The sequence below is a fragment of the Guptibacillus hwajinpoensis genome (assembly GCF_005144865.1).
Taxonomy (GTDB): domain Bacteria; phylum Bacillota; class Bacilli; order Bacillales; family Guptibacillaceae; genus Guptibacillus; species Guptibacillus hwajinpoensis_A.
The window spans coordinates 1-23,370 of the sequence record NZ_SWFM01000011.1 but is presented as its reverse complement, the minus strand read 5'-3'; the positions used below and the strand labels follow the sequence as shown (position 1 = coordinate 23,370).

Here is a 23,370-nt window from a genome sequence, read left to right as displayed (position 1 = left end):
TCACTCTATAACCCGTCCTATCACTCTCATTTAAGAACGCAAAAATGCTTTGGTTCTATTCCCAAAGCTACTTACTGAATAAATGTATCAAGCTCATGAAAAGATGGTGAACGTTCCATCGCCTCATGACAGTCTTCGCATATGGCCTTTACTTCAATCGTGCCATCTTGATGATAGTAAATCATTGATTGTCTCTCTTCCTCTGTGAGCTCTTGAAATCCTAATTCGTCTGTTGAGACATTTTGAGGATTTAACTTACCTATTCCAGTCCCACAGTGACGACATACGTAATGAATATCCATAACATATCCTCCCTGTCCTTATCTAGTATTAGTATGGACGGGAGAATGGAAGGATATTCAAGCGTTGTACTGATTCATAACTTCTGGAAAGGCGTTTGTTGTCCAAGCTTCACAGGCTTTTACAGTGCGATCAATTGCATCCTGAATCGGTTCAATCTCTTCTTTAGAGAAAGGCTTTAATACATAGTCTATAACAGAATGACGTGAGGAACGGTCAATCCCAATTCTTACTCTTTTAAAATCTTGCGTGTGAACATGAGTAATGATCGATTTCATACCGTTATGCCCACCAGCACTTCCTTTTTGTCGAAGCCTTACTTTGCCGGTAGGGAGATCCAGATCGTCATAAATCACTAGTAGATCTTCAACCTCAATATTAAAGTATTCCATTAGAGGACGTACTGATTCACCAGACAGGTTCATAAACGTTTGTGGTTTTAATAAATAGACGGCTTCTCCATTTACCATACCTTTTCCATAAACACCTTGAAATTTCTTTTGATCTAGCGAAATGCCTAGCTCCTTTGATAGCTGGTCAATTGCCATAAATCCTACATTATGCCTTGTTTGCTCAAATTTCTTCCCCGGGTTTCCGAGGCCTACAATTAATTTCAACGGATGACGTCCTACCTTTCATTACTTTTCTTCTATCGTATCAAAAAACGGGGGGATTATTCACCTATTGACTCTATATCTTGAAAAAAAGGCGTAACCCGTTCGGTTACGCCTTTGATGTTTATTCTGTTTTTGTTGTTTCGTCGCCAGTTTCTTCTTGATCAGCTGCTGGCTCTTCAGCCACTTCGTCAGCTTCCTCTTCGTCTTCAGCAGGTTCTTCTGTTGGAGGTACGATTGAAGCAATTGGCTCTTCTGCGTCAAGAAGAATTTCATACTTGTCGCCCTTTGGAAGATCTCCAGCTTGTACTGCATCACCAATGTTTAGTTCTGAGATATCTACATCAATGCTATCTGGGAAATCGTTCGGCTTCGCTTTCACTAGAATTTCGTGAAGCATTTGCTGAACAACACCGCCGTCTTTACTTCCTGCAGCTTCACCAGTTAAGTGAACTGGAACTTCTGCTTCTACTTCTTTGTTGAGGTCAACAGAATAGAAGTCTACGTGAAGAACATGGTTTTTAATTGAATCAACTTGCATGTCGTGTACCATTACAGGATATTTTCCCTGTCCTTCAAAATCAAGTTCAATTACACCGTTCTTTCCGACTTCACGGTATACTTTAATAAATTCTAGAGCGTCAACCTTAACTGGTGCGCTTTTGCGATCTTTACCGTAGATAACTGCTGGAAGACCTTCTTCTTTTTCACGCAATGTTCTAAGTTCGCTTCTTTTTGTAGTATTACGATCTAATGCTTTTAATGTTGCTGCCATTTGAAATCACCTTCCTGATTAGGTTTTACTCTTCTATATGGATACCCATAATCAGCAGGCAATAAACATATTTTATTTAATCAAATAATTTACTTACAGAAAGTTGTTCATGAACACGGATAATCGCTTCCCCTAAAAGAGGAGCAACAGACAGTTGCGAAATTTTATCGATTCGCTTGTCGTCTGGTAGCGGAATAGTGTTCGTAATTGCAAGCTCTTTAATCTTAGAGTTGTCGATACGCTCAATAGCAGGACCAGAAAGAACTGGATGAGTACAGCAAGCAAATACTTCTTTAGCCCCGTTCTCAATAAGAGCATTAGCTGCAAGTGTAATTGTGCCAGCTGTATCGATAATATCGTCAATAATAATGGCCGTTTTGCCTTCAATATTACCTACAATATTCATTACTTCTGCTACGTTAGGACGAGGACGACGCTTATCAATAATTGCAATTGGTGCTTTAAGTCGTTCTGCAAGTTTACGGGCACGTGTTACGCCGCCATGGTCAGGTGACACAACAACAATGTCATCAAGGTTCTTTTCTTCGAAATGTTTAGCCAGTGTCGGTACACCCATAAGCTGATCCACCGGAATGTCGAAGAATCCTTGAATTTGCGATGCATGAAGATCCAATGTAATTAGACGAGTAACGCCAGCTACCTCTAGGAGGTTTGCCATTAACTTAGCTGTAATTGGCTCACGTGATCTTGCTTTACGATCCTGACGTGCATAACCGTAATAAGGAAGGACAATATTAATTGTTTTAGCTGAAGCGCGTTTTAGGGCATCAACCATAATAAGAAGTTCCATAATATTTTCATTTACAGGTGCACAAGTCGACTGAATCACATACACATCACAACCACGGATACTTTCTTCAATGTTAATCTGGATTTCTCCATCGCTGAAACGAACGACAGAACATTTTCCCATAGGAACACCGATATGTTCTACAATTTCTTCTGCAAGATCAGGATTCGAGTTTAAACTAAACACTTTCAAATTTGGATCTAAATAATTAGCCATTGGCCGGTACCCCTCCATTAATTAATAAGAAAATCGCAAATCCCTCATCCATCCAATTCAAGTCTAAGACCTTGAGGAAAGGAGATGATGCTAGACATCAAAAAATTTTACGCTTTCTTATCTTTTCAAAAATTACTTGTCCTTCATTTTCGAAGCATAGTCTTCTTTATTCGTCTGACGAGAGCGAGCAATAGACAGCGCTTGTTCAGGAACATTGTCTGTAATCGTAGATCCTGCAGCAACCGTAGCACCTTTACCTACTGTCACAGGAGCTATTAAGTTCACGTTGCAGCCAATAAATGCACCGTCTTCTACTTTTGTAAGGTATTTATTCTTTCCATCATAATTCACAGTAATAGACCCACAGCCGAGATTCACATCTTTACCGATTTCCGCATCGCCTACATAGCTTAAGTGTGAAGCTTTACTGCCTTGACCCATAACGGCTTTTTTCACTTCAACGAAGTTTCCAATTTTCACATCATCACCAATTTGTGATGCTGGACGCACATGAGCAAACGGACCTATATTCACAGCATTTCCTACTTCACTGTCATGAATCACAGATTGTTTCACAACGCTCATGTCTCCAACTTTACTATCCTTAATTTCAGAGTTAGGACCAATCCTAGCTTCATCACCAATAATGGTTTTACCCGAGATCGTAGTTCCTGGATAGATAACAGTATCCTGACCTATTACCGCTTCTGGAGAAATATATGTTTGATCGGGGTCAATTAGCGTAACGCCATTACGCATATGTTTCTCATTAATTCGTTTTTTCATCGCGTTTTCAGCTTTTGAAAGTGCTACTCTATCATTTACACCCATTGTTTCATCAAAATCTGCCGTTTGATAAGCAGCAACGACTTCACCTTGCTTTTGAAGAATTTCAACAACATCAGGTAGGTAGTACTCACCCTGTGCATTCTCATTTTTAACGAGCTGAAGCGTTTCAAATAGCGTTTTGTTATCAAAACAATATGTACCTGTGTTAATTTCAGTCACTTGTTGTTCAGCGTCACTAGCATCTTTCTGCTCTACGATTCGCTGTACACTTCCGAACTCATCACGAATAATACGACCATAACCAAAGGGATTATCCGCTTTTGCAGTAAGAATAGTTGCTTTCGCGCCCTGCTGCTCATGGTAAGACAACAATGAATCCATCGTCTCACTCGTGATTAAAGGAGTGTCTCCACATACAACAATGGTTACGCCATCCTTAGTAGATAATGCATCCTGTGTCTGCATTACAGCATGCGCTGTTCCAAGTTGTTCCTCCTGAAGAACATATTCAACCCGAGTGCCAAGCTGATCACGAACCTTTTCGGCGCCGTGTCCAACTACAGTGACAATGTTCTCAAGCTTAAGCTGATCGAGCTGATCGACAACATGCTCAACCATAGGCTTTCCACAAACGGGATGAAGAACTTTATATAGCTTTGATTTCATCCGTGTTCCCTGACCTGCTGCTAACACCACTGCAAATCTATTCATGTATATGGTTCCTCCATTGTATCCTATTTTTCCACTATGACTATATCTCAAAAACCCCTTATTTTCAAGGTCGTTCATTAAAACATCATCATTTTAGAAGCTGGAAAAGAACGGTATATGAACATTCCTAATCGCAATGCTTTTTATGAGTTCACAAAAAAAACCCGGTCATTTGACCGAGCTTTTCTGATTAAGAAGCACCAGCTTCCTCATAAGCAGCTTCCATTTCACCAACACGGTGATATTCAGCTAATACAGCAGTTTGAATCTTTTCCCTTGTATTCGAGGAAATAGGATGAGCGATATCGCGAAACTCACCATCAGGAGTTCTCTTGCTTGGCATCGCTACAAACATGCCGTTATTTCCATCAATGACACGGATATCATGAACGACGAATTCATGATCCATTGTGATGGAAGCGATTGCGCGCATGCGTCCTTCCGTATTCACACGTCGTAGGCGAACATCTGTAATTTCCAACTCGGTTGCACCACCTTTTTCCATTAATTAGAGCATATATGCACTATTCAACTTATATATAATAATTCCTTCTTCTAAATATAAAAAATGTTATAAAAATTTAGCTTTTTTTGCTTATATCTCACATAGCCTAAATGTTTTTAACTATAAAAAAAACACACTCCATAGTAGAGTGTGCTTTCGGTATTAACCAACAAGTGCAATAACTTCTATTTCGATAAGAGCATCCTTTGGTAGTCGTGCTACCTCAACACAAGATCTAGCCGGCTTATGAGTATGGAGGTATTCCCCATAGACTTCATTAATAGCACTAAATTGATTCATATCTTTAATGAAAACAGTAGTTTTAACAACATGTTCAAGAGAAGAACCAGCTGCTTCCAAAACAGCCTTAACATTTGAAAACACTTGGTGCGTTTGTTCTTCGATTGAACCATCCACTAGTGTTCCATCTGCTCTAAGTGGAATTTGACCCGAGCTATAGAACATGTTGTTTACGATCATCCCTTGCGAGTATGGTCCAATCGCTGCTGGAGCTGATTTGGTATAGACTGTATTCATTCGCTTTCAATCCCTTCAGTTAATCGAGTAAGAAACTTATTATAATTTCCGGGAGCAACTTGAATGGTGCGTTGCTTCATATCAACACCACCAAGATTCATCATTGATACGTATTCTTCTACAAGACGTTCTTCTCCTTCTCCTTCAGCCTCTACAAGAACTCCGATTCCTGCAACATCAGCCTGAAATTCTTCGAGAAGATTGACCATTCCTTGAATAGTACCGCCAGCCTTCATAAAATCATCTACAATTAACACATTAGCACCCGGCTTTAAGCTTCTTCGTGCAAGCGCCATTGTTTGTATGCGTTTTGAAGAGCCTGACACATAATTAATGCTTACTGTGGAACCTTCTGTAACCTTGCTATCACGACGTACGATAACGACGGGTACATTCAGATGGCTCGCAGCTGCGTAGGCCAAGGGAATGCCTTTTGTCGCAACCGTCATTACAACATCAATTTTACGATCAGCGAAGACCGATGCAAACAAACGCCCTACCTGATTCATGATTTCTGGATTGCCAAGAATATCAGTTAAATATAAATACCCACCAGGAAGAAGTCGATCTGGGCTTTCAAGAAATTCACAAAGCTCCCCTACTACGCGGTCTGCTTCCTCTTCACTGATAAGAGGCATGTATTTAACACCGCCAGCTGCACCAGGAACCGTCAATAAGGATCCAACACCCTGCTGCTCAAAATTTTCTTTAATAATAACCAAATCCTCACTGATTGACGATTTAGCCGCTCCATAACGTTCTGAGAAATAGGTTAGTGATACTAACCTATGTGGGTGCTCTAACAGGAACCTGGTCATGTCTACCAGTCGAGAACTCCGTTTCATCTTCATAGAAGAACCTCCAAAAAATCCGAATAATTAATCATAATATATCACTAATGTACGGATTTATTCAAGGGTTCTTCTCACCAAGTAAGCGAACAGCATAAACTTGCCCACAAAATCCTCTTAAACCATTATAAATTCGCTGCATCCTTGACTCATGACGAGTTAGACCAAAAACAGTCGGCCCACTTCCACTCATAAGGACACCATCTGCACCGAGATTTTCCATTTTCTCTTTAATCTGTCTCACTTCTGGATGAAGCTTAAGGGTGACATCTTCAAGTACATTGCCAAGGTTTTGACAGATGCCTTCGTAATTCTTTTCTTCAATCGCACGCATCATGCCTTTTACGTCTGGATGCTTCATCTCCATTGTACGAAGACGTCTGTAGACATCAGCGGTTGATACACCTATTGAAGGTTTTGCAAGAATGACCCAGCATGGCGGTGGTGCATCCATTGGCTGAATAACCTCTCCACGCCCCTTTGCAAGAGCAGTACCACCATGCACACAAAACGCTACATCAGAACCAATCTCTGAGCCAATATCAGCAAGTTCATCATAGCTAAGGCCAATTTGCCAAAGCTCATTCAGACCACGCAATGCTGCTGCGGCGTCACTGCTTCCCCCAGCTAGTCCTGCTGCAACAGGAATTTGTTTATCTATTTTGATTGATATTCCCTGTTTAATATCATATTTCTTCTTCAAAAGTGCGGCAGCTTGATATGCTAAGTTTCTCTGATCATCAGGTACAAAACCACTTGTTGATTCAAGAATGATTTCATTACGTCTCATTTCAGTTAATTCAAGACGATCTGCTAAATCAACATTTGTCATGACCATTTCAACCTCATGAAATCCATCAGGTCGTTTATGAAGCACATCAAGTGCCAAATTGATTTTTGCCGGTGCTTTCACACTCAGTTTTTGTCTCATCTCGTTCACCTACATTTTAGTTCTACCGTTCGACATTTTTACTTACTGTGAATTATTGTAACACAACAAGCCGAAAAGAAAGAAACACTTTCAATTGCTTCACTCGTCTGTTAGGCACACCGCTCTTTGGGACATAGAAAAAAGAACCCTGGCAAGATACCAGAGTTCCTTCGTCACAGGGTTCAGTGTTTTTGTTGGTTAGCAAGCTGTTCTTCAGCTAGCTGGATTGCACGCTTCACGATGTTACCAGCATCGCGAGCTTTTATTCCTCCCCAACCTTCTTTCTGAACCGTATCATAAAAACCAAGCTCTTTCGCAATTTCCTCTTTCAGTCGATCAGACATTATACCTCTATGTCTCGCCATGCGAATCAAGCTCCTTTCCATCCTGTGACACTCTTATTGTTAGGATTGAAAGGGCTAGCTATACCACGAATATGTATCCAACAAAGGAAGAAACTAATGTGACCTCTAGAAAAAGCAAAAAAGCAGTTAGACCATTTGCCTTAACCGCTTACTGCCGCTTGTTCTTCATTAAATGTAATTTGTACTGTATCTGTAAGAATATCTGTGTAGCTGTACGAAACACGCTCAAATGCGTTCGTGTCCTGATCCAGCTTAACAATGAACACTGCCGGGTAGGTTTCTTCAAGGATGCCTGAACGTTGAATTGTCTTTCTGCGACCTCCGTTTGCCTTTAAGGTCAACCGTTTGCCAACCTGAGACTGTAACGTCTGTTTGATTTCAATAATCGTTTTTGCCATCGGAACCTCCACCTCACTTAGACAAATTATAACATCTTTTGCACACACTTGTCAAATAAAACTTAAATTATAACAACGAAGCAAAAACAATGTCAATTGTTATTTCCTAAAGATGTGCAGTTTTATTGTTTCACAGTTTGTCGAAAAATATGTAAAACCTTTATAAATCCCGCCAAAAACAAGAAAACGGCGGTGTTAATCTCACCAACCGTTTTCTTATTCAGAGTACTCTTCATTTTCCTTCATCGGCATACCTGTACGAAGAATTCCTTTTGTTTCCACACCACCTAAACCATCTTCACCTGTTAGTGTATTTCGTAGTGCATCCCAAACATTCACGTGGTCTGTAAATGAAGTTAACGCAATCTTAGAGACAATAAAGACAGGATCTAACATATGAATATTAATGCGCGCCGGGGAGCTAGCAAAGTTTGCTCCCGCACGAATGAGCGACTCAAAATGTGACTGACAAGCTCCAGCAAAAATAACAAGATGATCCAAGTTCGGAAAGACGCTTCTTACTTCTTTTACAGCACGCACGAAATAACGTGAATTTCGATAACATTGGAGATCTTTTTTCTCTCCTTTATGTTTTATATATGCATCATGACCCGTAATCACAAGAATATCAGGTCTCACATTGTTCACAAGCTTAATAATATTCTCTGGGATCTCGCTCTCTTTCATATACAAACCGTATACCGGAACCCCTAGACGTTTATACATCTCAAGACACTTACTTAAGTAGAGCGGATCTCCATCGATATGAAGAATTTTACCTGGCAACTCAAAGAAACTCGTTTCTTTCTTAAAATGACTTGTTGCGCTATATTCACGCTTCATTCGTAACAATTGATAATCTTGACGAAACAGACGAAAGGAATAGTCCTCCTTTTCTTTCGATTGCTCGCGCCTCATTTTATGCTCACTGGAATCAATTAACACCAAATCATCAAATGGTGCATCTGCAATGAGCCTCATGTCCTCACCAACCAGTTCTGCTGTTTGACTCGACTCGTTAAGCCTGGTTACTCGGAAGATTAAATCACAGCCATATGAACGCCTGGCAACGATATCTCCTTCTTTCATCGTCATCGTCTTCCCCCCACGCCGCTTGACCTCGAGAATTATACGTGTACTCCTTTTTCTACTATATGAGAGCTTTATAAAAAAATGAGTCTTCCTGAGAAGCACTCGCACTCAACAAGAGATTGTATGAGCGAGTGATCGATTGAAAATTTGGGTAAATCAACAAAAAAACACCTTTTAAAGGTGTTTTAATTCTCATCTTTTCGTTTGTAGATGGCATTACTTAATGCAGCAAACTCTTCCATAGATAGCGTTTCTCCACGGCGTCTACCCTCTATACCCGTTTCATTTAAAACTTCTTCGATCATTGGTTTATTATCTTTCCCAAGTAGGTTATTCTGCAAATTGTTTAAGAGTGTTTTTCTGCGCTGACCAAAGCTTGCTCGAATAACTTCGAAGAAATAATTCTCACTCAGGAGGTCGACAGGTGGCTCCTGACGCAATTCTAAATGCAGTACAGCAGAGTCCACATTCGGCTTAGGTACAAATACTGTACTTGGCACCGTAAGAGCCGTTTTAGCTATAGCATGGTACTGAACTGCAAGTGATAAAGAACCATACTCTTTCGATCCTGGCTTCGCAGCAATGCGTTCTGCAACTTCCTTTTGAATCATAACAACAATTCCGCGTACTGGTAATTTTTCTTCTAATAATTTCATCAGAATTGGTGTTGTTACATAGTATGGAAGGTTTGCCACAACCATAAGGTCCTGTCCCTCTTCAAACTCCTCCGAAATAACTTGATGAACATCAGCAGCTAGAACATCGCTATGGCGAACTGTCACATGGGGGTATGGAGAAAGAGTATCTTCTAAAATCGGAATAAGGCGCTGATCAATTTCAAATGCAACGACCTTTTTTGATCTTTTTGCCAGCTTCTCTGTTAACGCTCCTATACCAGGTCCAATTTCAATTGCCCCTGATTCAGGTGTTAGCTCTGCCTGATCAACAATTTTAGTCAATACATTCGAATCGATTAAAAAGTTTTGACCAAGGCTTTTCTTAAATGTAAATCCATACTTTGCTAATATTTCCTTTGTTCTAAAAGGTGTTGATATTTCTTTGTTCATTCCTCTTCCTCCTGTAGCACATCTTCTAATGCACGGTTAAACTCATCTTTTGAAATCTGGAACATTTGCAAGCGCTTATAGAGCTGTTTCCCATTCATATAACCCATTTGAAGGCGTTCGCCAAGAGCCTTTCTTCTTGCTTTGGCACGTTCACCAACTACAAGACCAGCAGCAATAAGATCCTGCCACTCAATTAAGATCTCTGGCGTCTCAATTTCTTCTCTGACCGATAGAATCGCTTCGCGAATGTCAGTTATCGATGCATGCTCAATGCCAACCTTCTTACCGTTTGAAGAGATCGCATGTTTTTTATTTAGAAAAGCATGTTTACACGAAGGAAGGCGTTCACTAATGATTTGTCTAATTCGAGTACCAGGATAATCTGGGTCGGTAAAGACAATAACGCCTCTTCTCTTCCATGCAAGTTCAATTCTCTGAAGTGTTTCTTCACTAATCTCTGACCCGTTTGTCTCTAGTGTATCTGCATCAATGGCCCGCTTAACAGCAAGAGTATCATTCTTACCTTCTACTATTATTATTTCTTTGATTTTCACTCAGTTTCCTCCGTACTACAAAACCATTTCTCATTTCGTTTCTGTACATCATGAATTTCTATAGTTTTCCTCATTAGTCGCTTTTTATCATACAAAAAACACAGAACGAGTCCACTCTGTGTTATTAGCATATCATATCTTTCTCTTTAGTTGAGAATTGTAATTTTGACGGTCTTATTACCCCATGCATATGCTGCTGATTTAGAAGAGAAAAACACATCAATTTTATTTCCTTTGATTGCTCCCCCAGTATCAGCTGCAATCGCAGTACCATAGCCTTCTACATGGACTTTGCTTCCAAGAGGAATAACACTAGGATCAACTGCAATGACCTTGGCATTCGGGTTTGACTTTAAGTTAAATCCTGTAGAGGTGATGCCTGAGCATCCCGTGCAGTTAGCTGTATAGGCTGTTGTAGATACATTTAGAACTCTACCATTAGTAGCCTTACTTTTAGGTGCTGAACTCGATTTAGAGGCAGTAGATTTTTTCGTTTTTGTAGGGGCTTTACTGCTAGTTTTCATAGCAGCTTGTGTGATGACCTGTGTACCTACAGAAACAATACGATCACTACTTTCCTTTACGACCTCTGTTTTCTTTAGTTCTCTTGATACTTCTTTACCATTCTCAAGTACAACTTCATAATGCTTTTCCTGTTTACCTTCACTGCCTGCCTCAAGAACTTTTTCTTTGCCCTTTTGCAGTGCACTATCTTTTCTTGTTACCGTCGCATAATCGATCGATTCTTCCACTACATCGGTGACCTTTTCCACTCTAATCACTTTGATTTCCGAATTCTCTTTAACATCATTATCCTTTTCGGGTTCTACGCGATCAAGCTCTCCAAGTTGTATGTTCTGCTGTTCTAAAAAGCCAGCGACCGTAGTCGAAGTTGTCCAAACATTCGTTTGTTTCCCACCATCATTTACCGCAACTTGAAATGCTTCGTCTACGGTAATGTTCATGTCTTCTTTAAGTTGATCATTTAGTGAAGCAGATAATTGATCATGCTCACTCACTTCAACGTTCTCATCTTCTAGTAGTTCATTTACTGTGTCTCTAGTTGACCATACTTTTTTGTTCTCACCGTTTATAGTCAATGTTACTTGTACAGCTGGTTTCCACTCAATCACATCACCTGGATTTAGCTCGGTTGCTAATTCATGGCTTAAATAATCATGTGACGCTGGGTCGATCTGTTCATCCTCTAATAATTCTTCGACTGTATCAGCATGTGTTTCTACAGGCTTCTTTTCCCCATCAAGAACAAGCGTGACAGAAGCTTTAGTAGTTTCAAACACGATAAAGCCGGAGACTAAACCCAATACAATTACACTTAGTAAAACCATGAATACGTTCTTTGCGTTTTTTAAGCGGGCAAAGTTGTTCATGTTCAATTTCATTGTCATAGATTCCTCCCTGAACCGACTGTGTTTCTTAAAGAAAAGCTTCTGACTTACACCCTTGTGTACAAGATTAGTAGATTTAACATCCTTGCTTTCAATAGGGGAAACTTAGCAAAAAGCGATTATTTCTTTTCAACTACAACAGTCATTTTGATTAACGACTAATACCAAATAGTTTCATGGCATTCTCATACGTTCTTTCAGCTAATTCTTCATAATCCATTTCTTTCAAATCCGCAATTTGTTCAGCGACAAGCTTCACGTACGATGGTTCATTTCGTTTTCCGCGGTTAGGATGTGGTGCTAGAAATGGACAATCCGTTTCAATTAGCAAACGATCAATCGGTATTTCTTTCGCTACTTCCTTCGGCAACTTAGCATTCTTGAATGTCACTGGTCCACCAAGTGATATGTAGAAATTCATTTCAAGACACTCATTAGCTTCCTCTACAGATCCTGCGAAACAGTGCATGATGCCGCCAACTTCTGCAGCATTTTCTTCTTTTAATACATCAATGACATCCCGCGTCGCTTCACGATTATGTATGATGATTGGTAATTTCACTTTCTTTGCAAGCTGTATTTGCTTACGGAAAACATCTTTTTGTATGTCATGAGGTGATTTGTCCCAGTGATAATCAAGTCCCATCTCGCCTATTGCTACTACCTTAGGATGATCAGCCAGTTGCTCAATCCACTCTAAATCTTCTTCTTTCATGTCAATAGCGTCAACAGGATGCCAGCCTACCGCAGCATATAGAAAATCGTATTCTTCTACTAATGCCATAGCCTGTACAATTGTTTCTCGATCAAATCCAACCACAACCATCTTACTTACTCCAGCTGCTTGGGCACGCTCAATCACTTCTTTTTGATCTTCGGAAAATTGTTCAACATTCAAATGTGTGTGTGTGTCGAATAACATGTCAAAACTCCTTATCCGGTCTAGTACGATGCTAGTGTACCAAATGTCCTAGTTTTTTACTAAGTCTAAACAGTTTCATTTCAATTACATTTTCTTTACAATGTCCACAAAAGAAGTTAGAATATTCAGTATAATTACTAGTTTTTATTACTTTTCAGTGATTATTTTATCCCGAAAGAAAGGAAGTTTAGTCATAAACGGAGAAATAAAGTGTAGGAAGATATTGTGAATATAAAAGTAAAAAAGACCCGGTCTTTAAAAAACCGAGTCATAGATTAAGTTATTTAATTTGCGTTCCGTTTGGCAAGCTTTCAGCAATAGTCGACAATTTCAGTTCACCGTCATGTTCACCTGCTAGAATCATGCCTTCTGATAGTTCTCCTCTTAGCTTCACTGGCTTAAGATTAGATACACAGACAACTTTTTTTCCAATAAGTTCTTCAGGTTTATAGTGTTTCGCTATACCAGAAACAACCTGTCTTGTTTCATAACCAAGGTCAAGTTTTAACTTCAGTAGTTTATTTGCCTTTTTAACTGGTTCAACTTCAAGTACTTGAGCAACTCGCAAGTCAACCTTTGTGAAATCATCAATTGTGATTTCTTCTAGATCAGGCTTCTCAATAGCGGGTGCTTCTGGCACCACATTACCGCCCATTTGTTCAACAATGTAAGCTACTTCTTCATCACGCTCAAGACGTGGGAATAAAGGTGCATCTTTCTGAACTTTTGTTCCGCCAAATCCTTTTCGGAAACCTAGGGACTCCCAGCTTGTGAGCTCTCCTTGTTCAACACCCAATTGTGACCATATTTTCTTAGGAGTCTGCGTTAAGAATGGCTGCAACAGAATACCAACCTGTCTCAATGATTCAGCAAGGTGCACCATTACCGCACCAAGTTGTTCTTTGTTGGCTTCATCCTTCGCTAGAATCCATGGGGTTGTCTCATCAATGTACTTGTTAGTACGGCTAATCAGCTGCCAGATAGAAGCTAGAGCCACTGAGAACTCCATATTTTCAAGGGATTGTTCTACTTTACTAATAGTTGAATTCACCATTTCTACAAGGTTACCATCAAACTCTGTTACGGAACCATTGTAAACCGGAACTTCTCCGTCGAAATATTTATCGATCATTGCTACCGTACGATTCAGGAGGTTACCTAGATCGTTTGCCAGGTCATGGTTAATCCGTTCTACAAAGCTTTCTGGTGTGAACACACCATCTGAACCGAATGGTACCTCACGTAGCAAATAGTAACGGAGGGCATCTAAGCCATAGCGATCAATTAATGTAACCGGGTCGACCACATTACCTTTGGATTTAGACATTTTACCGTCTTTCATAAGCAACCAGCCGTGAGCAAAGACTTTCTTTGGTAAAGGCAAGTCAAGTGACATTAACATAATCGGCCAATAGATCGTGTGGAAACGCACAATTTCTTTACCAACAAGATGAACATCTGCTGGCCAGAATTTATTGTACAACTCATCGTTCTCAGTTCCATACCCAAGGGAGGTGATGTAATTAGAAAGTGCATCAATCCACACGTAAATCACGTGCTTTGGATCTCCTGGAACTTTTACGCCCCAATCAAATGATGTTCTTGAAACAGCAAGATCTTCAAGGCCAGGCTTAATGAAGTTATTAACCATTTCATTTTTGCGAGATTCAGGTTGGATGAACTCAGGGTTATCTTCATAGAACTTAAGAAGACGATCTGAGTATTTACCCATCTTAAAGAAGTAAGATTCTTCTTTAACCTTCTCGACTTCTCTTCCGCAATCCGGGCATTTGTCATCGTCAAGCTGACGTTCAGTAAAGAAAGCTTCACACTGGGTACAATACCAACCTTCATATTGGTCCAGATAGATATCACCTTTGTCATACATCTTCTGGAAAATCGTTTCGACAATATCTTCATGTCGTTTCTCTGTCGTACGAATAAAATCATCATAACTGATATCCAGTTTATCCCATAGATCTTTAATACCTGCTACAATATCATCTACGTACTTTTGAGGTGTAACACCCTGTTCTTGTGCTTTCTTTTGAATTTTTTGACCGTGCTCGTCAGTTCCAGTTAAATATTGTACTTCAAAGCCTCTTAGTCGTTTGTATCTTGCCATTGCATCCCCGGCAACGGTTGTGTAGGCATGACCGATATGTAACTTTCCACTCGGATAATAAATTGGTGTCGTAATATAAAATGTCTTGTCACCCATGATACTTCCTCCTTGATTAATACGGTTATAAATCGGAACTTCGAAACTGATATTGGCTTGTTTTGTCCCATCTGCTAGATCATATAATGAATCCTACATTTGTGAGAATAAAAAACTCCCGCCCTTTAGGACGAGAGCGCTAGCAACTCTCAGCTACAAACCGCGATAAGGCTAACAATTATCGCTGTGTATACTATTTCTGTTCGTCCTATTACTAAATCTTCTTCATCAAAATATACCTAATTTAAGGAAGAATTGCAAGGATGTCAAATTTGTATAACCATACCTACAAAAATTTACAATACATGTCGAAGGTTATACAAGAAAATTGTCGAATTATCATTTAGATTAATGAGATCGACAGTCTTTATAACGTCTTGAAAAGCGGACAGACTCCTGTTGTGTAGGAAATATTTACCCTATTAAAAGCATTGACGCTAATGGGAAACACTGGTATTATATAGAACATAAATAGAGAAATTTGTCGAATCTTGACGTATTAATAAAAAAATGGGAATAGGGGAGATTTAAAAATGAAATCTACTGGAATTGTACGTAAAGTTGATGAGCTTGGCCGCGTTGTTATTCCGATTGAACTTCGTCGTACGCTTGGTATTGCAGAAAAAGATGCTCTAGAAATTTACGTTGATGATGAGCGTATCATTCTAAAGAAGTACAAGCCTAACATGACTTGCCAGGTAACTGGAGAAGTATCTGACGACAACCTTGCAATCGGTAATGGAAAGCTAATCCTTAGCCGTGAAGGTGCAGAGCAAGTATTGGAAGAAATTCAAAAAGCTCTAGCAAAATAACATTATCCCCCAAAAAAGCTCCTGCCAATCTTGGCAGGAGCTTTTCTTGTGTACTGTTTTGGTTATGCTAATCTCACTACTTATGATTCGACATGATAAGCTTGATAGACATCTCTTTTCGGTAGTTCTCGCTCAGTTGATACTTGCTTAATGGCTTCTTTGCTTTTCATTCCTTCATTAACATAGTGTTCGACATGCGCTTGTAACGATAAATTCTCCCACCATTGTTCTTCCTGAATAGGTTCATCTGTGCCCCCATCAACAATGACACAGAATTCACCACGTATTTCATTCTTTTCGCACCATTCTAGCACTTCTTCAGCACTACCTCTAATAAACTCTTCATACTTCTTAGTTAATTCTCTTGCTATAATAATTTCTCTATTTCCAAGTACCTCAAGAATCGCCTTAAGCATTTCTTTTAAACGATGTGGTGCTTCGTAAAACAGAACGGGTGAAGGAATGCTTTTAAGTTGATTCAATTCATTCTTCCGCTCTTTTTTCTGTCTTGGAAGAAAACCATAGTAATAGAAATGTTGAGTAGGTAAGCCCGATGCAATGAGAGCAGTAATAGCTGCATTAGCGCCTGGTAACGGAATAACCGGGATGTTTTCTTCTACACATGCTGAAACAAGTTCATAACCTGGATCTGAAATAGCAGGCATTCCTGCATCACTGATAAGAGCAATGTTCTGTCCTTCACGTAAACGATCAAGTAATTTCAGACCGCTTCCTTCCTTATTGTGTTCATGATAACTCGTTAACCTTGTTTCTATTTCAAAGTGATTGGTTAGTTTCTTCGATTGTCTTGTATCCTCTGCAGCGATCAAATCAACATCTTTCAAGGTTTGGATCGCCCGAAATGTCATGTCATTTAAATTGCCAATTGGCGTTGGCACAAGGTAGAGTTTACCGGTTTCGCTGTCTTTGTAACTCTGCTGACTCCTCATTAATTTGCACCTCTTCTGTAATGATCTTTTCTTTCTGAGCGCGAGTTAATTGTTTAATGCGGTATTCCTCTTGCATTGCTTCACGTTTCGTCTCAAATACTGCTTGATAAACAAGTGATAACGGTGCCCTTCCTCTTGTATACTTTGCCCCTTTGCCACATTCATGTTGTTCCATTCGATGCGGTAAATCCGTGGTATAGCCCGTGTAATAAGTACCGTCTCGACACTCCAAAATATAAACAATATGGTTAGAGCTCTTCATAAACTGCTCTCATTTCCTCTGTATACGTATTATCTCCATTATAAACAGTGAATGGAGGTAACACTTTAAGATCTGGCTTTCCATCTTTTATTCCTTCAATTAATAGTGTGTTCGCTTCCTTACCCGCCTTTGGGTAAACAAGTTGCATTCGCTTTGGTTCGATTCGATACTTCCTCATTAACGTCATGATATCAAGCAATCTTTCAGGACGGTGAACAAGAGACACTTTTCCTCCCTGTTTTGCAAGACTGCTACATGAACGAATGACGTCCTCAAGCGTGCACATAACCTCATGTCGTGCGATCGTTAAATGTTCATTTAGATTGCGTTGTTCATTACGCTTACTCTTAAAATATGGAGGGTTACATGTAACAGCATCATAGGACTCACGTTTCAACTCTACAGGCAGATCACGAAGATCGGCATGGTGAAGTGTGATTTGATCATCGAGCTTGTTTAACGCGACACTGCGAGTTCCCATATCATATAGTCTTTCCTGAATCTCAACACCTTCAATTGAAATCTCACTTTGTCTTGATAAAAGTAAGGGAATAATACCATTACCAGTACAGAGATCAATGATTTTACCACGTTTTATTGGTACCCAAGAAAACTTGGCAAGTAGAAGAGCATCGAGAGAAAATGAAAAGACAGTAGGGCTCTGAATGATTTGTAACTCATCTTCAATGACGTAATCGATACGTTCATCATCGTTTAGTTGCATGATGGCGTTCTCCTATCTTTAGTCTACTTCTATTTCATCATAGATCTATAAGTGTAAAAAAGGTCTTTCCAGATTTGGAAAGACCAGATCACTATTTTTTATTTAAGAACGACAGACAGAACAAACAATCTCCTTCTGTTCGGATACTTCCATAGTGTAGATTGCAAATATGGAAGCCTTCTTGATACAGACGGGCAAGATTATCATAGCCCTCTCCAACTTCTGGCTTCCCTCGCTTCTTTCTGCCAGTGGGCTTTGGCTCAGAAGTTTGTTCCAACCTCTCTCGCAAGTGGTGATTCTCAATTTCGAGATGGTGATTTTCTTCCAGAAGTCCTGCAAGATGTTCTTTAAGTTCGCCTAATTGTTTGTATAAGTCACCAATCTGTTCTTCCATTGAGCTTACACGTGAAAAAACTTCTTTTTTCTCCACTTCCGTTCCACCTCAATCAATCTGTGGCTTGCGTAGATAATGCGCCGTCTTGAATCAATTCATCAAGCGTATATTCTGTTACGCGGTTAAGTTCGAATAACTCCACTTGGACAAGACGTTCAAGAATATTCAACCCGACAACTTTTCCTTTGCCCTGACCTGTATTAATCGTCTTCCCAACATCAGGAAGTTCTTTCTTACCGGATTCATACGCATCGTTTTCATACTTCAAACAGCACATTAGTCTGCCGCATAGTCCAGAAATTTTGGCAGGATTTAAGGAAAGGTTTTGATCTTTCGCCATTTTAATCGAAACAGGCTCAAAGTCCCCAAGCCATGTTGAGCAGCAAAGCATTCTGCCACACGGACCAATCCCACCGAGCATCTTCGCTTCATCTCTTACGCCAATTTGGCGTAATTCAATTCTTGTTCTAAAGATCGATGCGAGTCCCTTAACAAGCTCGCGAAAATCGACTCTTCCATCTGCCGTAAAATAGAAAATAATTTTATTGCGGTCAAATGTATATTCAACATCAACAAGCTTCATATCAAGCTTGTACTCTTCAATTTTAGCAACACACACATCAAAAGCTTCTTGAGCTGCATGTTTATTATCTTCAACCGCTAGTCGATCTTTTTCATCAGCTATACGGATTACCTTTTTGAGAGGGAGTACAACATCCTCTTCATCAACCTGCTTGTTGGCTAAAACGACTTTACCGAATTCAACCCCTCTTGCAGTCTCCACTATGACATATTCTTTGTCGGATACCTGGAGGCTACTCGGATCAAAGTAATAGATCTTACCCGCTTTCTTAAAGCGAACACCGACTACTTCATACACAAACTTATCCCTCCCGTAACCTGAGCACTAACTGTTCCATCACAAACTGAGGGTTTGTATTGGCGCTCAGACGTCTTTTGGCATCGAGTATCGCCATCATATGCTCGCTTATCTTCTTTCTTCCGAATTGAAGGGCATAACGTTCGAGCTTATCCTTCTGATCTGCATAGACAATGCGATTATCCTGCAGTTGTATTTTCATTATATCCTTATACCAGAAAAGCATAAGATTAAGGCCCATATCTTGCTGCGTTTTATCCTTAAAATGTGCTAGCCATTTGTCATGGATCGTTAGGAAAACCTGATGAGGTCTTTCCTTCAACTCTTCAGTCAATTGTATCACTATCGCTCTCGCCTGTGCAAACCACTCATCAAGCGCTAATTCCTTCGCAGCGCGCTGATCATTCGTTAATTGTGAAGCTGTTTTTGCAAGTTGTGGAGGCACACCTTCGTTCACAAGAGCTTCTTCAACACCATTTGTTGAGAGAGGACGAAATGTAATCACCTGACATCTAGAATAAATGGTTGTTAGAATATGCTGTTTTTGTTCAGTTAATAGAATGGCCATCGTCATCTGACCAGGCTCTTCAAGAAACTTAAGCAAACTATTGGCTGCCTGGGTCGTCATGCGATCTGAATGATTCAATATATAAACTTTCTTACGAGATTCTACTCCTAAATAAGAAAATTCTTTCTGCAGCTTCCGTATTTGATCAATTTTTATCGACTGTCCATCTGGCTCAATTAAATGAAGGTCAGGATGGTTCCCTGAATCGATACGCCTGCAATCCTTACAATCCTGACAGGGTTCAATACTAGTACGCTGCTGACAAAAATAGGTTTTTGCCATGTGGACAGCAACATCCTTTTTACCTGTACCGGCGCCTCCATCAAATAAATACGCATGAGAAAGACGATCTTTATGAAAGCTGTTCATAATCATTCGGACAACGGTTGGCTGCCGTTCTTTTAATTCGTTCCAATCTATCATAACTATCACTCATCCTACCGCACATTTTAGAAATGGTGGAATGCTTCTACTGGAAGTACAAATACTGTCGCCCCTCCAACTGAAACTTCAACCGGATATGGAACATAAGAGTCCGCATTGCCACCCATAGGTGAGACCGGCGCTACCATTTGTTCTCTACTTTGACAATTATCTTTAATAATATCGAGAAGCTTCTGCACGCGATGATCCTCAGTACCAACCAAAAAAGTTGTATTTCCTGCACGTAAAAATCCACCGGTGGTAGCAAGCTTGGTTGCCTGAAAATTATGATCCACCAGGGCATTGGATAATCGGTTGCTATCCTTATCCTGAACAACAGCCATAACTAGTTTCATATTTATCCCTCCCGGGGCAGCAAGCATTCACCCGTTAATTAGTTGTTCTTACAATAGTTATCCCACAGAGACGTAAAATCCTTTTTTATAGCACGAAAAATCTCCTCAACATTATTCTCACCGTTTATAAGTGTGATTCGTTCTTTATGTTCTTCGTACAAGTTTAGGAATGCACCTCGTACCGTCTCATGATACTCTGTTCCTTTTTGTTCAATACGGTCCAATTGATTTCTAGCAGCCATTCTTTCTCTTCCAACTGAAACAGGAAGATCAATCATATAGCTACGGTCAGGTGTTAGACCACCCGTCGCAAATTCATTAATTAATTTAATCGTCTCGACATCTAGTTCAAGTCCAACACCCTGATAAGCAATTGATGCATCAACAAAGCGGTCGCAAAGAACAACGTAGCCTTGCTCAAGTGCAGGAACAATCTTCTCTTTCACATGCTGAGATCTTGAAGCTGCATATAAAAGCACTTCTGTCTCATCAACCATTTCTTTGTGGACAGGATTAAGAATTAACGAACGAATTTGATCGCTTATAGCCGTGCCACCTGGCTCTCTTGTATGAATAAAAGGAATCCCTTCCTCAGTTAAGTAATTTGAAAGTTTCTGAACCTGTGTCGATTTACCTGCACCATCAGGTCCTTCAAATGTAATAAATAAACCTCTCAATGCCCTACTCCTCTTCTATAGCAATCTCAATCATATTTTCCTTAAACCCCTGAACATGCCCTCCGCCTTTTATAACAGTTGCTAGCATGCGAATTTTCCCAACGCTTATTCTTTCTCCTGGCATAACAATAGGAATTCCGGGGGGATATGGAATAATAGCTCTAGCTGCAATAGCTCCAGCTGCTTTTTCAAAATCAATTTCTTTTTTATTCATCGTATCCAACTCTTTAAAGGAATAAGCAGGAAACGTCATATCTTCTTCCATCCAAGTAACTGGTTGAAGTGTCATATCGGTAATAGTAGGGTCAATCCTACTAGAAATTTGTTCAAATGCATTCCTTGTTTTTTCGAAGTGATCGGGTAGATAAGCAAGTGGACAAACAAGGAGAACATTTAATGGATCAGCTAACTCAACGAAAATCTCTTCTTCTTCAAGCTGGGCTGCTAACTCATAACCTGAGATACCTCTTACTTGCACTGTAATTTTCAAAGGATCTAATCGGTCATATGCTATACCGTTCTTTCCGATAACAGTAATCCCTGATAGTTCCTTCAACTGTTGTCTAAATTTATTTATTTCTCTTAGAAGATTTTCTAACTGCTCATCTGATAGAGACGACAGGTAGTGTCTCGCTAAATCTAATGATCCCATAATTGGATAGGATGGACTGCTTGACTGAAATATTTCTAGGTAGTCATTAATAGCATTCCGATAGCATTCATGACCAATATGCAAATACGATCCCATCGTCATAGCAGGAAGCGTTTTGTGTGCAGACTGCACGACCAGATCTGCACCATAATGTACAGCACTTCTAGGAAAGAAAGGTTCCCTTGCATAATGAGCACCGTGCGCTTCATCAACGAGAACAGCAACTCCGTGCTCATGGGCATATGAGATAATTGGTTTAAGATCTATTGTCATGCCGTAATAATTAGGGTTTGTCAGCACAAGTGCTTTTACACTTGGATACCTAGCAATCGCCTTTTTTAAAGATTCTATCGTTAATCCAGTTGCCACCTGACTTTCAGAATCTACTACTGGAGAAAGAAAGATTGGACGTGCTTTTGATAGGCGAATTCCATTCAAAACAGATTTATGACAGTTTTTTTGAACAAAGACAAGATCACCTTCAGTGCAAACTGCCATTAGCATCGCGAGATTACCTGCAGTTGAACCTCCTACTAGAAAGCGGCTATCAATACTACCATAAAGATCAGCCGTAAGGTGCTCAGCTTCACGAATAGGACCATCTGCTGCATGTAAATCATCAAGACCAGTTAGCTCTGTTGCATCGATCGATAACAAACTACGATACAACTGATCTGCATTCCAATATTTCGAAAACACAGTCCCATTTTTATGTCCTGGTACATGAAAAGAAACAGGCTTTTTGTCTTTCCATTTTGTTAATGCTTCAAAAAGTGGCGCTCTTTCTATATGGTGCTTCATTCACGCTCTATCTCCTAATCAAAATCTATACCTTATATTAGTATTCTATCATTATCTGCAAGGCGATAGAAGTACAGGACTACCCTTTTGATGATGTTTCCAATTCAATTAAATAGTGCGCTTTCGGAATAACAAAAAAATGCAGATAGCTCCAAATTACAGCTATCTGCTTATGCTAATCGACTTAATCTGAGTTTCCGTAGTTTCTCTAAGTAGTATTGATAATTCTCATGACTCGTATCTGTTTCAACAACCTTACGCTCACAGTCGTGACAAATAAGCCGCCCACATATATGAATACCTACTAAGCTGGTTTCTTCACAAACGAGGCAACATTCACCTGCGTTATGTTGGATCGCATTCTCCATTGTCCCCACCTCCATGATAAAAGCTTTGCCCAATTATGGTGGATCTATACTAGTAACCTAACTTTTAAGATAATTTCTTACTTCTTTTTAAGCCTATGTTGCTCTAACTTATCCCGTGTCTGTCATTTACAAAAGAAAGTAAAATTTCACTGGCATATTGTTGGAACTGGAGAGGACATTCATATGTTTTGAAATGTGTTTCAGCGATATTTTGGATATATCCGCGAAAATAGAGATATATCCGCGATTCTAGGTGAAAGCTGTATAGGTTAGCTAAAAGCAGTTAGTTAAAACCATACAAAAAAAGCCAGAGACCATTTGATCTCTGACTTCCTTAATTGCCCAGCGACGTCCTACTCTTGCAGGGGGAGATCCCCCAACTACCATCGGCGCTGAAGAGCTTAACTTCCGTGTTCGGCATGGGAACGGGTGTGA

General features: G+C 39.9%; 28 protein-coding genes and 1 rRNA gene. 1 reads left to right on the top strand and 28 read right to left on the bottom strand.

Annotated features, from left to right (window positions below):
* Positions 1–71: 71 nt before the first annotated feature.
* The 17 genes from FBF83_RS19805 to metG form a co-directional block, all read right to left on the bottom strand.
* Positions 72–302 carry an anti-sigma-F factor Fin family protein gene (locus FBF83_RS19805; RefSeq protein WP_136948824.1) on the bottom strand — a complete coding sequence of 77 codons (231 nt, stop codon included), beginning with the start codon at positions 300–302 and terminating at the stop codon, positions 72–74.
* A 57-nt stretch (positions 303–359) separates the two neighbouring features.
* A complete protein-coding gene (pth, locus tag FBF83_RS19800) occupies positions 360–917 on the bottom strand; it encodes an aminoacyl-tRNA hydrolase (RefSeq protein WP_136948823.1) in 558 nt (185 codons plus the stop codon).
* Between the two features lie 121 nt (positions 918–1,038).
* Positions 1,039–1,689 carry a 50S ribosomal protein L25/general stress protein Ctc gene (locus FBF83_RS19795; protein ID WP_136948822.1) on the bottom strand — a complete coding sequence of 217 codons (651 nt, stop codon included), beginning with the start codon at positions 1,687–1,689 and terminating at the stop codon, positions 1,039–1,041.
* Between the two features lie 76 nt (positions 1,690–1,765).
* Positions 1,766–2,716, bottom strand: a complete 951-nt coding sequence (locus tag FBF83_RS19790; protein ID WP_136948821.1) for a ribose-phosphate diphosphokinase — start codon at positions 2,714–2,716, stop codon at positions 1,766–1,768.
* 132 nt (positions 2,717–2,848) lie between these two features.
* On the bottom strand, positions 2,849–4,216 hold the full coding sequence (gene glmU, locus FBF83_RS19785; protein ID WP_136948820.1) for a bifunctional UDP-N-acetylglucosamine diphosphorylase/glucosamine-1-phosphate N-acetyltransferase GlmU: 1,368 nt from the start codon (positions 4,214–4,216) through the stop codon (positions 2,849–2,851).
* A gap of 190 nt (positions 4,217–4,406) precedes the next feature.
* Positions 4,407–4,697 (bottom strand): septation regulator SpoVG, encoded by a 291-nt coding sequence (spoVG, locus tag FBF83_RS19780; RefSeq protein ID WP_098445913.1) that lies wholly within the window; start codon positions 4,695–4,697, stop codon positions 4,407–4,409.
* Positions 4,698–4,883: 186 nt separating this feature from the next.
* Positions 4,884–5,258 carry a RidA family protein gene (locus FBF83_RS19775; RefSeq protein ID WP_136948819.1) on the bottom strand — a complete coding sequence of 125 codons (375 nt, stop codon included), beginning with the start codon at positions 5,256–5,258 and terminating at the stop codon, positions 4,884–4,886.
* Complete coding sequence (purR, locus tag FBF83_RS19770) at positions 5,255–6,109, bottom strand: pur operon repressor (RefSeq protein WP_136948818.1); 855 nt, start codon at positions 6,107–6,109, stop codon at positions 5,255–5,257. Before purR ends, FBF83_RS19775 begins: the two co-directional genes overlap by 4 nt.
* Positions 6,110–6,170: 61 nt before the next feature.
* Positions 6,171–7,040 (bottom strand): 4-(cytidine 5'-diphospho)-2-C-methyl-D-erythritol kinase, encoded by an 870-nt coding sequence (ispE, locus tag FBF83_RS19765; RefSeq protein WP_136948817.1) that lies wholly within the window; start codon positions 7,038–7,040, stop codon positions 6,171–6,173.
* A gap of 182 nt (positions 7,041–7,222) precedes the next feature.
* Positions 7,223–7,405: a small, acid-soluble spore protein, alpha/beta type gene (locus FBF83_RS19760; protein ID WP_136948816.1), complete on the bottom strand. Its 183-nt coding sequence runs from the start codon at positions 7,403–7,405 to the stop codon at positions 7,223–7,225.
* 140 nt (positions 7,406–7,545) lie between these two features.
* Positions 7,546–7,803, bottom strand: coding sequence for a biofilm formation stimulator Veg (veg, locus tag FBF83_RS19755; protein WP_098445908.1), 258 nt, complete (start codon positions 7,801–7,803; stop codon positions 7,546–7,548).
* Between the two features lie 216 nt (positions 7,804–8,019).
* The gene (gene yabG / locus FBF83_RS19750) at positions 8,020–8,898 is read right to left on the bottom strand and encodes a sporulation peptidase YabG (RefSeq protein ID WP_136948815.1); all 879 of its coding nucleotides are present in this window, start codon (positions 8,896–8,898) and stop codon (positions 8,020–8,022) included.
* 182 nt (positions 8,899–9,080) lie between these two features.
* The gene (gene rsmA / locus FBF83_RS19745) at positions 9,081–9,962 is read right to left on the bottom strand and encodes a 16S rRNA (adenine(1518)-N(6)/adenine(1519)-N(6))-dimethyltransferase RsmA (RefSeq protein ID WP_136948814.1); all 882 of its coding nucleotides are present in this window, start codon (positions 9,960–9,962) and stop codon (positions 9,081–9,083) included.
* Positions 9,959–10,516 (bottom strand): ribonuclease M5, encoded by a 558-nt coding sequence (gene rnmV / locus FBF83_RS19740; protein ID WP_136948813.1) that lies wholly within the window; start codon positions 10,514–10,516, stop codon positions 9,959–9,961. Before rnmV ends, rsmA begins: the two co-directional genes overlap by 4 nt.
* 146 nt (positions 10,517–10,662) lie before the next feature.
* Complete coding sequence (locus FBF83_RS19735) at positions 10,663–11,925, bottom strand: G5 and 3D domain-containing protein (RefSeq protein ID WP_240688158.1); 1,263 nt, start codon at positions 11,923–11,925, stop codon at positions 10,663–10,665.
* A 151-nt stretch (positions 11,926–12,076) separates the two neighbouring features.
* Positions 12,077–12,847, bottom strand: coding sequence for a TatD family hydrolase (locus FBF83_RS19730; protein ID WP_136948812.1), 771 nt, complete (start codon positions 12,845–12,847; stop codon positions 12,077–12,079).
* 280 nt (positions 12,848–13,127) lie between these two features.
* Positions 13,128–15,068 carry a methionine--tRNA ligase gene (metG, locus tag FBF83_RS19725; protein ID WP_136948811.1) on the bottom strand — a complete coding sequence of 647 codons (1,941 nt, stop codon included), beginning with the start codon at positions 15,066–15,068 and terminating at the stop codon, positions 13,128–13,130.
* Positions 15,069–15,601: 533 nt separating this feature from the next.
* On the opposite strand from metG, the gene FBF83_RS19720 reads away from it, so the two are divergent.
* Positions 15,602–15,880: an AbrB/MazE/SpoVT family DNA-binding domain-containing protein gene (locus tag FBF83_RS19720; protein ID WP_136948810.1), complete on the top strand. Its 279-nt coding sequence runs from the start codon at positions 15,602–15,604 to the stop codon at positions 15,878–15,880.
* A gap of 80 nt (positions 15,881–15,960) precedes the next feature.
* Here FBF83_RS19720 and rsmI read toward each other — a convergent pair whose 3' ends face one another.
* The 11 genes from rsmI to rrf form a co-directional block, all read right to left on the bottom strand.
* The gene (gene rsmI, locus FBF83_RS19715; RefSeq protein ID WP_136948809.1) at positions 15,961–16,830 is read right to left on the bottom strand and encodes a 16S rRNA (cytidine(1402)-2'-O)-methyltransferase; all 870 of its coding nucleotides are present in this window, start codon (positions 16,828–16,830) and stop codon (positions 15,961–15,963) included.
* Positions 16,790–17,092, bottom strand: coding sequence for a GIY-YIG nuclease family protein (locus FBF83_RS19710; protein WP_136948808.1), 303 nt, complete (start codon positions 17,090–17,092; stop codon positions 16,790–16,792). Before FBF83_RS19710 ends, rsmI begins: the two co-directional genes overlap by 41 nt.
* Positions 17,079–17,816, bottom strand: coding sequence for a tRNA1(Val) (adenine(37)-N6)-methyltransferase (locus FBF83_RS19705; protein WP_136948807.1), 738 nt, complete (start codon positions 17,814–17,816; stop codon positions 17,079–17,081). The genes FBF83_RS19710 and FBF83_RS19705 overlap by 14 nt, the downstream gene beginning before the upstream one ends.
* 91 nt (positions 17,817–17,907) lie before the next feature.
* A complete protein-coding gene (yabA, locus tag FBF83_RS19700; protein ID WP_136948806.1) occupies positions 17,908–18,246 on the bottom strand; it encodes a DNA replication initiation control protein YabA in 339 nt (112 codons plus the stop codon).
* Between the two features lie 16 nt (positions 18,247–18,262).
* Positions 18,263–19,090, bottom strand: coding sequence for a PSP1 domain-containing protein (locus FBF83_RS19695; RefSeq protein WP_136948805.1), 828 nt, complete (start codon positions 19,088–19,090; stop codon positions 18,263–18,265).
* 4 nt (positions 19,091–19,094) lie between these two features.
* The gene (holB, locus tag FBF83_RS19690; RefSeq protein ID WP_136948804.1) at positions 19,095–20,081 is read right to left on the bottom strand and encodes a DNA polymerase III subunit delta'; all 987 of its coding nucleotides are present in this window, start codon (positions 20,079–20,081) and stop codon (positions 19,095–19,097) included.
* A gap of 26 nt (positions 20,082–20,107) precedes the next feature.
* Positions 20,108–20,437, bottom strand: a complete 330-nt coding sequence (locus FBF83_RS19685) for a cyclic-di-AMP receptor (protein WP_048313368.1) — start codon at positions 20,435–20,437, stop codon at positions 20,108–20,110.
* Between the two features lie 38 nt (positions 20,438–20,475).
* Positions 20,476–21,114, bottom strand: coding sequence for a dTMP kinase (tmk, locus tag FBF83_RS19680; RefSeq protein ID WP_136948803.1), 639 nt, complete (start codon positions 21,112–21,114; stop codon positions 20,476–20,478).
* Between the two features lie 4 nt (positions 21,115–21,118).
* Entirely contained in the window at positions 21,119–22,567 is a 1,449-nt protein-coding gene (locus FBF83_RS19675; RefSeq protein WP_136948802.1) for an aminotransferase class I/II-fold pyridoxal phosphate-dependent enzyme, read from the bottom strand.
* Positions 22,568–22,737: 170 nt separating this feature from the next.
* Positions 22,738–22,935 (bottom strand): sigma factor G inhibitor Gin, encoded by a 198-nt coding sequence (locus tag FBF83_RS19670; RefSeq protein ID WP_169525648.1) that lies wholly within the window; start codon positions 22,933–22,935, stop codon positions 22,738–22,740.
* 340 nt (positions 22,936–23,275) lie between these two features.
* A 5S ribosomal RNA gene (gene rrf / locus FBF83_RS19665) occupies positions 23,276–23,370 on the bottom strand; the annotation flags it as partial.